The organism is Pseudomonas phenolilytica (genome assembly GCF_021432765.1).
Classification (GTDB): Bacteria; Pseudomonadota; Gammaproteobacteria; order Pseudomonadales; family Pseudomonadaceae; genus Stutzerimonas; species Stutzerimonas phenolilytica.
Map to the genome: position 1 here is coordinate 3,514,817 of NZ_CP058908.1, position 12,484 is coordinate 3,527,300.

Below are 12,484 nucleotides of genomic sequence, written 5' to 3' on the forward strand. Positions count from 1 at the left end.
TGGCAAGCCGACAACCAAACGCCTGACGACATGTTCGCCGCACACCGACCGCACACGGTGGCGGATGACTAGAGGATAGACAGTGGATCGGCCGCGCATTTCCCTGCGCTCGACGGGAGAACGCCGCCGACAGGCGCAATCACCCCACCGTACGCGGCGGCGTGGCGTGCGCGGGCGGTCGCGGCGTCTGTCGGAACTGCCGGCGACGAGACGACTTTTGCGAGGCAAAAAAAAAGGGCGACCCCATTCAGGACCGCCCGTCCAACCAGTTAACCGGTTAGCACACACTTAATATCGGATCACGCAGATTCGATGCCGGCCATTGTGCGGCGCCGCTGGAGCGACGGACACTGCACGTTGGTCTAACAGACCATCGTCACCCTCTGCCTCAGCTCTCGCGGTTCGCCGCGCGAGCCGCTTCGATCAGATCCTTGCCGATCTCGTCCTCATACTTCTTCCAGGCCGGTTGTACAGCCTCGCGCCAGCGGGCGCGCTGCTCGTCGGTCAGCACCAGAATCTCGCTCTTGCCCGAGTCGATAACGCCCTGCTTGGCCTTCTCGTTCAGCGCCTCGGCCTGGCGATTCACCTCGACGGTGACCTCGTCGATGATGGTTTCCAGCTCGCCACGCACCTCCGCGGGCAGGCTGTTCCAGAACTGGGTGTTGGTGATCAGCAGGTAATTGCCGATGCCGTGGCCGGACTCGGTGATGTACTTCTGCACCTCGTGGTACTTCTGGCTGTAGATGTTCGACCAGGGATTGTCCTGGGCATTGACCACGCCGGTCTGCAGGCCCTGGTAGATCTCGGCGAAGGCCATCTTGCGCGGCACCGCCCGCAGGGCGGTGTACTGGGCGGCCTGCAGGTCCGAAGGCTGTACGCGGAATTTCAGCCCGCGGGCGTCGGCCGGCTCGCGCAGCGGCTTGTTGGCAGTGAAGTGGCGCATGCCGTTGAGCCAGTAGGCCAGGCCGGTGATGCCCTTGTCCTCCATGGATTTGAGCATGGCGCGCCCCTTGTCCGACTGCTGGAAGCGCTGCGCCGCGGCCATGTCGTCGAACAGGAACATCAGGTCGAACAGCTGCAGCTGCTTGGTGTACTGCTCGAGCTTCGACGGTGCCGGCGCCAGCAGCTGCACCTCGTTCATCAGCAGTGCCTCCATCTCCTTGCCGTCGCCGTACAGCGAGGAGTTGGCGAATACCTGCACTTCCACCTGGCCGGGCAGGCGCTCTTCCACGAGCTTCTTGAACATCAGCGCGCCCTGACCCTTCGGCGTGCTGTCGGCGGTGATATGGGAGAACTTGATCAGGATCGGATCGGCCTGGGCGCCGAGGACGCTAAACAGCGCCGAAGCGGCGAGCAGACGGGTGATGCCACGGGTGAGTCGTGCCATGGAGAGCTCCGTTTTGTAGTTGTGTGAGCCATGCAGCTGGTCCGACTCTACCCCGCAGCCCCCTCGGGCTGAATTGCTAATTGGCCAAGCGCGACTTCGCGTTTGGCGAAGGCCGTGACGCGATCGCGCCGCCGAACGGCTTCGTTCAGGGCTGGCCTTCGCGAAGCGTGAGGTGCTCGAGCATCTGCCGGGCAGTCACCGACAGGCTTTCCAGATTGCGCACGCCGAGCTTCAGTTCACGCCGCGCCCAGACATCGGTCAGCGGCACCATCGCCACGTCCAGCGCCGGCAGGTAGTTGCGCACCACCTGCTCGGGCAGCACGCCGATGCCCATGCCGGTGTGGATCATCCGGCAGATCGCCTCAAAGCTGCGTACCTGAATGCGCAGGCGCAGCGGCGTGCCCATCTGCTGTGCGGACTGCTGCAGCAGGGCATGCAGTGAGGCGTCCTGCTGCAGGCCAATGAAGTCGAAGCCTGCCGCCTCGCGCAGTGCAATGCATTCGCGGCCGGCCAGCGGATGCTCGCGTGGCGTGACTAGCACCAGCCGATCCTCGCGGTAGGGAAACACCTGCAGGTCCTCGGCCGGCATGTGCCCGGCGAAGATGCCGATATCGGTCAGCCCCTCGCGCAGGGCGCGCAGGGTGTCACTGCTGACGCGCTCCTCCAGGTCGATCTTCACTTCCGGGTGCTGGCGGGCAAAGGCGCTCAGGTCTTCGGGCAGGAACTCGATCACCGCCGAGGTGTTGGCGTGGATGCGCACATGGCCCTTCACGCCCTGGCTGAACTCGCTGAGGTCAGCGTCCAGCTGCTGCAGGTTGTCCAGCAGGTTGCGCGCGTGGTGCAGCAGCGCGTGGCCGGCCGGCGTCAGCTCGACGCCCTTGGGCTGGCGATAGAGCAGGCTGACGCCGAGCTGCCCTTCCAGATCGCTGACGCGCTTGCTCACCGCTGCCAGCGCCAGATGCTCGCGCTCGGCGGCGCGGGTCAGGCTACGGGTCTCGGCGATGGCGACGAACAGCCGAAGGGTGACGAAATCGATGCGGCGCATGGGCAAGCTTCCGTATTCGCGGGTGACGAAGCATGCACCTATTCCCGCCGCTATTCCACGGCCCCACGTCTCCCGGCTTCGTGGAGCGCGAAGCCATGCTTGGCCAACGACCAATTGTCCGCTGCCGATGGGTCGGTCATGCTCGGCACCATGAATCAACCGGCACAGGTGTCGTGATGAGCGAACAGACAGACAAGAACCTGCCGCTGCAGGGCCTCAAGGTGATCGAGATGGGCCAACTGATCGCCGGCCCTTTCGCCAGCAAGCTGCTCGGCGAATTCGGCGCCGATGTGATCAAGATCGAGCCGCCCAAGGTCGGCGACCCGTTGCGCAAGTGGCGCAAGCTCAAGGACGGCACCTCGCTCTGGTGGCATGTGCAGTCGCGCAACAAGCGCTCGGTGACGCTCGATCTCAAAGCCGCGGAAGGCCAGGAAATCGTCCGCCAGCTGGTGGCCGAAGCCGACATCCTGGTGGAGAACTTCCGCCCCGGCACGCTGGAAGAATGGGGTCTGGGCTGGGATGAGCTGTCGAAGCTGAACCCTCGGCTGATCATGCTGCGCATCTCCGGATACGGCCAGACCGGCCCCTATCGCGACCTGCCGGGCTTCGGCGTGATCGGCGAAGCCATGGGCGGCCTGCGTCACCTGTCCGGCTATCCCGGCCAGCCGCCGGTGCGGGTCGGCGTCAGCATCGGCGATTCGCTGTCCTCGCTGTATGGCGTGATCGGTGTATTGCTCGCCCTGCAGGAGCGCAACCGAAGCGGCCAGGGCCAGGAGATCGACGTGGCGCTGTACGAGTCGGTGTTCGCCATGATGGAAAGCCTTGTGCCCGAATACGACGCCTTCGGCTATGTACGCGAGCCGGCTGGCAGTGCCCTGCCCGGCATCACGCCGTCCAATTCCTATTTGTGCAACGACGGCGCCTACGTGCTGATCGCCGGCAATGGCGACAGCATCTACAAGCGCCTGATGACCCTGATGGGCCGCCAGGACCTTGCCGATGATCCGCGCTTCGCCCACAACGACGGCCGCGCCCAGCACGCCGAGCTGATCGATGCCGCCATTGGCGAATGGACCATCCAGCACAGCCGCGACGAGGTGATCGAAGCACTCAAGGGCGCCCGCGTGCCGGCCGGTTATCCCTACACCGCTGCAGATATCGTCAAGGACCCGCACTACCTGGCGCGGCAGATGATCGAGCAGGTGCAGACCTTCGCCGGCCCGCTCAAGGTGCCGGGCGTGCTGCCCAAGCTGTCGCGCACGCCGGGACGCATCGGCGAAGGCGGCCCGCAACTGGGCGAGCACACCGACGATGTGCTGGCCGGCCTCGGCCTCACCGATGAACAACGCCAGGGCCTGCGCGAACGCGGGATCATCTGAAAGAAGCAGCGCCAAGCTGCAAGCCACAAGCTTCAAGCCAACAGCGTAGGGTGGATGACGCTTTTTTCATCCACCATGCCCCCCAAACGGTGGATGGGTGGAGCGTCATCCACCCTACGACCGGGCATAACCGACAGGACTCATCCATGAGCAAACGCCTGTATATCCAGGAAGTCGCCACCCGCGACGGCTTCCAGATCGAAGCGAACTTCGTGCCGACCGAAGCCAAGATCGCTCTGATCGACCGCCTCTCGCAGACCGGGCTGGCGAAGATCGAGGTCACCTCCTTCACCTCGCCCAAGGCCATCCCCAACCTGCGCGACGCCGAGGACGTGATGCGTGGCATCCGCCGTGCGGAGGGCGTCGAGTACACCGTGCTGGTGCCCAACGTGAAGGGCTGCGAGCGCGCGCTGGCCTGCGAGGTGGACGAGATCAACCTGGTGATGTCGGCCAGCGATACCCACGGCCTGGCCAACCTGCGCATGACGCCCGAACAGTCGCTGGTGCAGTTCCGCGAAATCATCGAAGTCACTCGCGGCAGTGGCGTATTCATCAACGCCTCGCTATCGACCACCTTCGGCTGCCCCTTCGAGGGCGATGTGCCCGAGCGGCGCATCTATGAGCTGGTGCAACGCCTGCTGGAGATCGGCGTGCAGGGCATCACCCTCTGCGACACCACCGGCATGGCCGACCCGGCGCAGGTCGAGCGCATCTGCCGCGAAGTGCTGAACAGCTGGCCGCAGGCAGTATTCACCGCACACTTCCACAACACCCGCGGCATGGGCCTGGCCAACGCACTGGCAGCGCTGAACGCCGGCATCGACCGCTTCGACGCCTCGCTCGGCGGCCTCGGCGGCTGCCCTTACGCGCCCGGCGCCAGCGGCAATATCTGCACCGAAGATCTGGTGCATATGTTCCAGCGCATGGGCCTAGACACCGCCGTCGATCTCGACCGCCTGCTGCAATGCGCCGCCGACCTGCCCCAACTGGTCGGCCACGACGTGCCGGGCGCGGTACTCAAGGCCGGCAAGGCCGATCGCCGTTATCCGAGACCGAAGTGGATGCAGGACGCCGGCCTTTGAATCCGTGCGAAGCGCCCGGCGGTGTGGCGTCATGAGCGCAAGTCCAGTAGCGACTGGCACAGCACAAAGCCTGCTGAAGGCGGGATCGAGCAATGAGGTGTGATTCTAGTGCTTGTGGTGAGAAGCGAGACTGTCGGCGCAGGCGGATCCCGCTGCAGAACGTTTGGTTAAGGGGCGGGCTTTAGCCATCCCGAGTGAGCGAAGCGAACGGCTTGAACCACTTGTTAGGAGCTTGCCACAAACAATTGGATGTATAGCTCATTTATTGTTTGAAATTTCATGAAGCTACCTTTTTTTATAGTTCTAATATTTGGTCTTTCAGTTTTTAGGCCGGAAGCATTACCTTTTGTATGCTTGGCGATTTTTAGATTTTCTAGGCTCGGTAGTGGTTGACCTGGAGCCGCGCCGAAAAAATAATACGGCCCGAGTTCTAGCGTTTCATTGTTGAAGTGAACCAAAACTACACAGCCAGATGGTTTTTTTGCCAGCGATACATGGATTTTTTGTGTTGCGGTTGCCGAGCCAATGAATGTGGCTTTGAGTTGAATATGTCTAATGACACCGTTTGCTTCGGCAATAATATCGTAGCCAGAGTTGTCGACCTCAGGTTTAGAGATTTCGAGACTAAAGTCTTTTATTTTCCAAGAGAGTTTGAGTAACTCGCCAATGAGCAAGTGTTCAATCAGCTTTTCACGATATGAGGAGTGGAGCGAATGCTCTGTCATTTCTTTGATTCCTGCTCCGAGTGAAAATCGGATAGTTCCTAACGTTTGGTTAAAGGGCGGGCTTTAGCCCGTCCCAGTGAGCGACGCGAACGATTTGAACCACTTGTTAGCCGGCCCCAATAGGTGCATTGCATACGGGGCAATGACGAAATCGAGTATCTACTCGGGTGGTGGAGGATTTTCGACGTTTTGAGTCCCAGCATGCTGGGCAGTACAGACCACTGTCGGCCTCGAAGATATAGCAGCCCCACTTTCTTCCAGTAGGTTTTTCATCAACGGGCTGTGATGTCTGTTTAAGCAGATTATTTTCTTCTTGGAGCTGAGCGATGCGCTCTTTAAGAGAGGTAGCTTCCAACTTTAGGTCAGCAAGTTCGCTCGAAAGATCAGCTAGCAGATTTTTAAATTCGGCATCTTCAATATTTTTGGAGATTTCACGGAGCCGCTTCGTCAGGCTAAGTGACGTACTTATTGTCGAGATAATATCCATTAACTCTTCCTTGATAGACCAACTATAATTAGACGCCATGTGGTATATAAGGCGCCGAACGGGCTTGGTGTATAACATTCCACTCGCTGTTGTCTCCGACCTTCTAGCTCGGGCCTCTCAGTGACGCCGGGTGTTTATACACCAGCCCAACGAGGCATGAAATTGCTGCCGCCCAACATTGCCCCGCCTGTGACCTTCGGCGCACTCTCTACCATTGCCGCGTCGATGAGTTGTCGAGATCACCGAACGTCTACCAGGCAAACGAAAGCTGGCAAGCACAAGCGGCAGGCCTAGCAGAGCCCTAAAAAAACCAACCACTGCAGGCCGGAAAACAGTTAGGTCTCGCCGCCCGCAGCATGTAGCAACGGCTCAATCCCCCTGACAGAATCGCAGAATCGCTTCCTCCACCGCCTGTGGCGCTTCGCGCTGGGGGAAATGGCCGACGCCTGGCAATAGCTGTCGGTGGTATGGGCCGCTGAACAAGGCCTCGCGGCCCGCCGAGGTTTCCGGTGCGTTGCAGGTATCCGCCTCGCCGTGCAGCACCAGCGTCGGCACGGCGAGCACCGGGGCAGGCTGCAGCAGCGCCTCGTCCGATGCGTAGGCCGGATCGCCGTCGACGAAGCCCCAACGGTGGCGATAGGAATGCAGTACCACGGCAGCCCAGTCCGGGTTGTCGAACGCCTTCAGCGCCTGGATGAAATCCGCCTCGGCGTACCAGCCGGCCGGAGACCAGGTATCCCACAGCAGCCGCGTAAAGGCCGCGCGATCCTCGACTACCGTGCGCTCGCCGCGCGATGTCGCCATGTACCAGTGGTACCAGTAGTTGCGCGCCTGGCTGAGCGAGATGTGCTGGTTCGGGTCATTGGTGCCATAGCCCACCGCGAGCATTACCAGCCGCGCGGCGGCGTGATGGCGCAGCCCGCAGGCATTGGCCACCGCCCGCGCGCCCCAGTCATGGCCGACCAGCACTGGCTGATCGAGGCGCAGCGCATCGATGAAATCCAGCAGATCGCGGCCCAGTGCCGCCAGCTGACCGCTGCGTGGGGTCAGCGGATCGATGAAACGCGTCTGGCCGAAACCGCGCAGTGTCGGGCACAGCACGCGGTAGCCGGCCGCGGCCAGGCGCTCGGCCACGGGCGTCCAGCCTTCCGGGCAATCCGGCCAGCCATGCACCAGCACCGCGACCTGCTGGCCACGAGGATTCCATTCGAGATAAGCGATATCCAGCACCGGTGTGCTGACCCTGGCGTAACGACTCATGCCGGCGTCTCCTTGCGCGTTTGCCGGCCAGCATAAGCCAGCCAGACATGAAAAACGGGCCGGTCGAATTCGACAGGCCCGTTTGTTTTTCCGGCGCTATGGCGCCACCCATGGCTCAGGAGCGGTTGGCTGACTGCGCCGCTTCGATCAGCTCGGCACCGATATCACCCTCGAACTTCTTCCACACCGGCTTCATCGCCTCGCGCCATTTGGCGCGCTGCTCGGGGGACAGTTCGATGATCTCGGTCTTGCCGGAGGCGACGATGGCCTGGCGCGCCTGCTGGTTGAGGTCGTCGGCCTGGCGGTTCACCTCGGCGGTGACCTCTTCCATGATCGTTTCCAGCTCGCCGCGCACGTCTTCCGGCAGACCGTTCCAGAACTGGGTGTTGGTGATCACCATGTAGTCGATCAGGCCGTGGTCGGAGGCGGTCATGTAGGGCTGTACCTCGTGCACTTTCTGGCTCTCGTAGTTCGACCAGGTGTTCTCGGTGCCGTTGACCACGCCGGTCTGCAGGCCCTGATAGACCTCGGCGAAGCTCATCTTGCGCGGGTTGGCGCGCACGGCCTTGAACTGCTCGTCGAGCACCGCGGAAGCCTGTACGCGGAATTTCAGCCCGCGGGCATCCTTCGGCTCGCGCAGCGGCTTGTTCGCCGAAAGCTGCTTCATGCCGTTGTGCCAGTAGGCCAGGCCGGTGATGTTCTTATCCTCCATCGCGCGCAGCAGCGCCTTGCCCTGCGGGCCGCTCTGGAAACGATCGGCTGCCGCCAGGTCGTCGAACAGGAACGGCAGGTCATAGATCTGGATGGCCTTGGCGTAATGCTCGAACTTGGCCAGGGACGGCGCCAGCATGTGCACGTCGCCGAGCAGCAGGGCCTCCATTTCCTTGCCGTCGCCGAACAGCGAGGAGTTCGGGTAGACCTCGACCTTCACCTTGCCCGGCAGGCGTTCCTCGGCGAGTTTCTTGAACAGCAGGGCGCCCTGCCCCTTCGGTGTGTTGTCCGCCACTACGTGGGCGAATTTGATGGTCACGGGAGCGGACGCTGTCTCGGCAGCCTGCACGAGGCCGGCAGCGCTCAGGGACAAAGCGCACGCAAGCGCCTTGAGTGTGGTTTTCAGCATGGTGGTACCCCTTTTGTTTTTGTCGGTTGGTACGTTTGCCTTGATGGGCGCGGTCAGGGCACCGCTTGCCCGGCACGTTGCAGCAGGCGACGGGCACGGCCGATGACGGGGGCATCGACCATCTGTCCGTCTACTACGAAGACCCCGTCGCCACTGGCGCCGGCGGCGAGGATGCGGTGTGCCCAGTCGAGTTCGGCGGCGCTGGGCATCAGCGTTTCATGCACCACGGCGATTTGGCCGGGATGGATGCACAGCAGCCCGCCGAAGCCCATGTCGCGGGCATCGGCTACTGCCTGGGCGAGGCCGTGCAGGTTCTTGATGTCGGGGAAGACACTGTCCAGCGGTGCGGCCAGCCCGGCCAGACGCGACTGCAGCAGCAGCGCGTAACGTGCCTGATCGAGAATCCGCTCGGCCGCTGCGCTGCCGCTGGCCAGGCCGAGGTCCAGCCCCAGGTCCAGTGAGCCGAACGACAGCCGCTCGACGCCGTGGGCGTGGGCGATTTCCGCCAGATGCGCCAGCCCGCGCGCGCTCTCGATGATCGGCCACACCGGCTTGCCGCAGCCGGTCGCCAACGCCACCTGCACCGCGCTTTCCACTTTCGGCAGCAGCACGCCAGCGACGCCGGGATAGTGTGCGCAGAGCGCCAGGTCGGCGGCCTGCTCGGGATGCGTCGGCGCATTGATGCGCACCAGCACGCGTGCGTCCGGAGTGGCGGCGAGAAAGGCTTCGAGGTTGCCACGTGCCTCGGCCTTGAGGCTTTCTGCCACGGCGTCTTCAAGGTCGACGATGACCGCGTCGGCGCCGCTCGCCAGCGCCTTGGAAATGCGCTCCGGGCGGGTCGCCGGGACGAACAGCGCGCTACGGATGATCGATGAGTTCATGGGCTGGCTCCTGGGCACGCTCATACCGCGCCCTGCTCGTGCAGGCGCTGGATATCGCCCGGCGCGTAGCCGAGTTCGCTCAGCAGCGCGTCGGTGTGCTGGCCCAGCGCGGGGATCGGGTCCATGCGCGGGGTGAAGGCTTCGTTGCGCCCCGGCGGCAGCAGCGCTGGCAGCTTGCCGGACGGGCTGTCCACCTCGCTCCAGCGCTGACGCGCCTGAAGCTGCGGGTGGGCCCAGACGCCGGCCATGTCGTTGACGTGAGCGTTGGCGATGGGTGCGGCATCCAGCCGGGCAATCACCTCGTCGGCGCTCAGCCGGCTGAACGCCTCGACGATGAGGGCGCGCAGCTCGGCACGGTGTTCCGAGCGCAGCGAGTTGCTGGAGAAGCGCGCGTCGCTGGCCAGTGCCGGTTGTAGCAGGACTTTTTCGCAGAACAGCAGCCACTCGCGCTCGTTCTGCAGGCCGAGCATCACCGTGCCGCCATCGCCGGTGGGGAACGGACCGTAGGGGTAGATGGTGGCGTGCGCGGCACCGGCGCGCGGCGGCGGCGTGGCGCCCTTGTAGGCGTAATACAGCGGGTAGCCCATCCACTCGACCAGGCTTTCCAGCATGGACACGTCGATGCGGCTGCCGACGCCGGTCTTGTCGCGCAGCATCAGCGCCGACAGCACGCCGGTGTAGGCGTACATGCCGGCGGCAATATCGGCGATGGAACAGCCGGCCTTGGCCATCTCGGTTTCGCCCGGCCCGCCGGTGACGGAGAGGAAGCCGCCCTCGCTCTGGATCAGCAGGTCATAGGCCTTCTTCTGTTCGTACGGGCCGCCTTCACCGTAGCCGGAGATGTCGCAGACGATCAGCCGCGGGAAGCGTTCGTGCAGCGCTTCGAACGACAGTCCCATGCGCGCCGCGGCACCGGGCGCGAGGTTCTGCACCAGCACGTCGGCCTTGGCCAAGAGCTGGTCGAGCACCTGCGTGGCGGCGTCCTGTTTCACGTCGAGGGTCAGGCTTTCCTTGGAGCGGTTGGTCCAGACGAAATGCGAAGCCAAGCCGTCGACGCGCTCGTCATAGCCGCGGGCGAAATCGCCGGCACCGGGGCGCTCGACCTTGATTACCCGCGCACCGAGGTCCGCCAGCTGGCGCGTGCAGAACGGCGCGGCAATGGCGTGCTCGAGGCTGACCACGGTGATGCCATCGAGAGGGCGGGGTTTGACTTGGGTGTCGTTCATGTTCGGTTCCTGCAAATTCGGCGTAGGGTGGAAATCGGCGAAGCCATTTCCACGCGTTTGTTCAGGTCCATCCGGCTCCAAGCGATGCGACGGGGTGCCGTACAAACCGGTGGAAAAGACCTGCGGTCGCTTTCCACCCTACGTTCAGGCCAGCGCGTCCAGCCGCTCCAGCTCGCGCAAACGCCAGACCCTGTCGATCAATTCGCCCGCCTCGTCATCGCTGCGCGCCGCGGAGAACTGCACCAGGCGGCGGAACTTGTCCTCCAGCTCGGCGCGGCTCAGCGTGTTGCTCGGGTCGCCCTTCGGCTCGTCGATGGCGCCGTGCAGCGTGCGGCCATCGGCGGTGATCACTTCGACGCGACCGAGCCAGCGTGCCGGGTAGGCGCCGTCCACCTCGGGATCGAGCGTCATCGAGACCTTCTCGCGGAACTCGCCGACGCGCGGGTCGCTGAGCGCATGGCTGTGGAATTCGGTCAGGCCGGCCTTGCCGTACAGGGCGATCAGCCCCAGCACGGTGCCCATGGAGAACTTGGCCTGATGCACCGTCTGCGGCACCGTCACGCGGCCGAGCACGTCGATCGCGCCCTGGTGCACGCGGGTGGTGACCGAGGCAATGTCATCGGCCCCGAGCCCCTCGCGCTGCATCAGCGCCAGCAGCGCATCGGCCGCCGGATGGGTATGCCGGCAGGAGGCGTGGAACTTGAACGAGGTTTCCGCCAGCGCCCAGCGCGTGCCGAGCCGGTCGGACAGCTTGCTCGGCTCGGCATCGCGGGACATGCCCGCCGCCATGCCCTGCTCGCCTTCGAGAATGTCTTGCGCGCCGGTCAGGCCATCGGCGGTCAGGTAGGCGGCGAGCAGGCCATCGGCAGCCGCCTTGGCGGTGTGTAGCTGCTTGGAGTCCGCCGCGTCACGGAGAAACTCCCACAGCCCCGCCGCTTGCGTACCGGCGCTGCCGAGCAGATGGGTGAACTGCTGCTGGTCGAAATCCATCAGCTTGCCAACGGCCACCGCCGCGGCCAGGGTGCCGACCGTCGCGGTGGTGTGGAAGATGCGGTAATGCGAGCGGCCGAGGAACTCGCCGATGCGGATGCCCGCCTCGTAGCCGGCCACCGAGGCCACCAACAGCTCGCGGCCGGACTTGCCGAGATCCTGCGCCGCCGCCAGCGCAGCGGGAAACACCACGGTGGCCGGGTGCAACACGGAGCTGTTGTGCAGGTCGTCCTGCTCCACCAGGTGCGAGCTGGCGGCATTCACCAGCGCGGCGAAATAGGCCGAGCTGCTCTGGCCGTTGACCAGAATGCGCGCCGGTCCTTCGGCCGGACCCATCTTCTGCGCGTAACGCTCGAACAGCGGAATCGGATGCGCGCCGGCGCTGGCCAGCGCGGAGCCGAGCCAGTCGAGAAACAGGTCTTCGGTGCGGGCGAGCACCGCGTCGGGAATCTGCTCGTAAGCGAGTCCGGCGAGAAATTCGGTCAGGGCGCGGGTGTGCTGGCTCATGCGCTCGGCTCCAGGGGGTTGGATAGTTCGATCAGATTGAAATCGGGGTCGCGAACGTAGACCGAGCGGATCGGCCCGGTGGCGCCGGTGCGTTGCACCGGACCTTCGAGAATGGCGACCTGCTGCGCCTTAAGGTGCGCGATTACCTGCTCCAGCGGCGTGGCGACGATGAAGCACAGGTCCGCCGAACCGGGAATGGGACGCTCGGCCTTGGGCTCGAATTCGCGCCCGGCCTGGTGCAGGTTGATCTTCTGGTTGCCGAAGGCCAGCGCCTTGCGCCCTTCGCCGAAGGTCACCGCCTGCATGCCGAGCACGCGGGTGTAGAAGTCCACCGAGGTCTCGATATCGGCAACGGTGAGGACCAAGTGGTCGAGATGGCTGATGTTCATGACGCA

Annotated in this window: 12 protein-coding genes; 2 read left to right on the forward strand and 10 right to left on the reverse strand. The window is 63.9% G+C overall.

All coding sequences use genetic code 11. From position 1 onward, the window contains the following. Positions 1–388: 388 nt before the first annotated feature. Positions 389–1,387 carry a TRAP transporter substrate-binding protein gene (locus HU825_RS16700; RefSeq protein ID WP_234302500.1) on the reverse strand — a complete coding sequence of 333 codons (999 nt, stop codon included), beginning with the start codon at positions 1,385–1,387 and terminating at the stop codon, positions 389–391. Positions 1,388–1,532: 145 nt separating this feature from the next. Beyond that, positions 1,533–2,432 carry a LysR family transcriptional regulator gene (locus HU825_RS16705; RefSeq protein ID WP_234302501.1) on the reverse strand — a complete coding sequence of 300 codons (900 nt, stop codon included), beginning with the start codon at positions 2,430–2,432 and terminating at the stop codon, positions 1,533–1,535. A 176-nt stretch (positions 2,433–2,608) separates the two neighbouring features. Here HU825_RS16705 and HU825_RS16710 point away from each other — a divergent pair, with 176 nt between their 5' ends. Then, a complete protein-coding gene (locus tag HU825_RS16710; protein WP_104098189.1) occupies positions 2,609–3,811 on the forward strand; it encodes a CaiB/BaiF CoA transferase family protein in 1,203 nt (400 codons plus the stop codon). Between the two features lie 146 nt (positions 3,812–3,957). Further along, entirely contained in the window at positions 3,958–4,893 is a 936-nt protein-coding gene (locus tag HU825_RS16715; protein ID WP_234302502.1) for a hydroxymethylglutaryl-CoA lyase, read from the forward strand. Positions 4,894–5,117: 224 nt separating this feature from the next. Here HU825_RS16715 and HU825_RS16720 read toward each other — a convergent pair whose 3' ends face one another. From HU825_RS16720 to HU825_RS16755, 8 genes are all read right to left on the reverse strand, one after another. After that, positions 5,118–5,618: a hypothetical protein gene (locus HU825_RS16720; RefSeq protein WP_234302503.1), complete on the reverse strand. Its 501-nt coding sequence runs from the start codon at positions 5,616–5,618 to the stop codon at positions 5,118–5,120. A 106-nt stretch (positions 5,619–5,724) separates the two neighbouring features. Continuing rightward, positions 5,725–6,105, reverse strand: coding sequence for a hypothetical protein (locus HU825_RS16725; RefSeq protein ID WP_224109948.1), 381 nt, complete (start codon positions 6,103–6,105; stop codon positions 5,725–5,727). A gap of 369 nt (positions 6,106–6,474) precedes the next feature. Further along, positions 6,475–7,365, reverse strand: coding sequence for an alpha/beta fold hydrolase (locus tag HU825_RS16730; RefSeq protein ID WP_234302504.1), 891 nt, complete (start codon positions 7,363–7,365; stop codon positions 6,475–6,477). Positions 7,366–7,480: 115 nt separating this feature from the next. Next, positions 7,481–8,485 carry a TRAP transporter substrate-binding protein gene (locus tag HU825_RS16735; RefSeq protein ID WP_234302505.1) on the reverse strand — a complete coding sequence of 335 codons (1,005 nt, stop codon included), beginning with the start codon at positions 8,483–8,485 and terminating at the stop codon, positions 7,481–7,483. A 53-nt stretch (positions 8,486–8,538) separates the two neighbouring features. Then, positions 8,539–9,366 carry an HpcH/HpaI aldolase/citrate lyase family protein gene (locus tag HU825_RS16740; RefSeq protein WP_234302506.1) on the reverse strand — a complete coding sequence of 276 codons (828 nt, stop codon included), beginning with the start codon at positions 9,364–9,366 and terminating at the stop codon, positions 8,539–8,541. Positions 9,367–9,386: 20 nt separating this feature from the next. Further along, a complete protein-coding gene (locus HU825_RS16745; RefSeq protein ID WP_234302507.1) occupies positions 9,387–10,592 on the reverse strand; it encodes a CaiB/BaiF CoA transferase family protein in 1,206 nt (401 codons plus the stop codon). A gap of 144 nt (positions 10,593–10,736) precedes the next feature. After that, the gene (locus HU825_RS16750; protein ID WP_234302508.1) at positions 10,737–12,089 is read right to left on the reverse strand and encodes an MmgE/PrpD family protein; all 1,353 of its coding nucleotides are present in this window, start codon (positions 12,087–12,089) and stop codon (positions 10,737–10,739) included. Continuing rightward, complete coding sequence (locus tag HU825_RS16755) at positions 12,086–12,478, reverse strand: VOC family protein (RefSeq protein ID WP_234302509.1); 393 nt, start codon at positions 12,476–12,478, stop codon at positions 12,086–12,088. The genes HU825_RS16750 and HU825_RS16755 overlap by 4 nt, the downstream gene beginning before the upstream one ends. Positions 12,479–12,484: the final 6 nt, after the last annotated feature.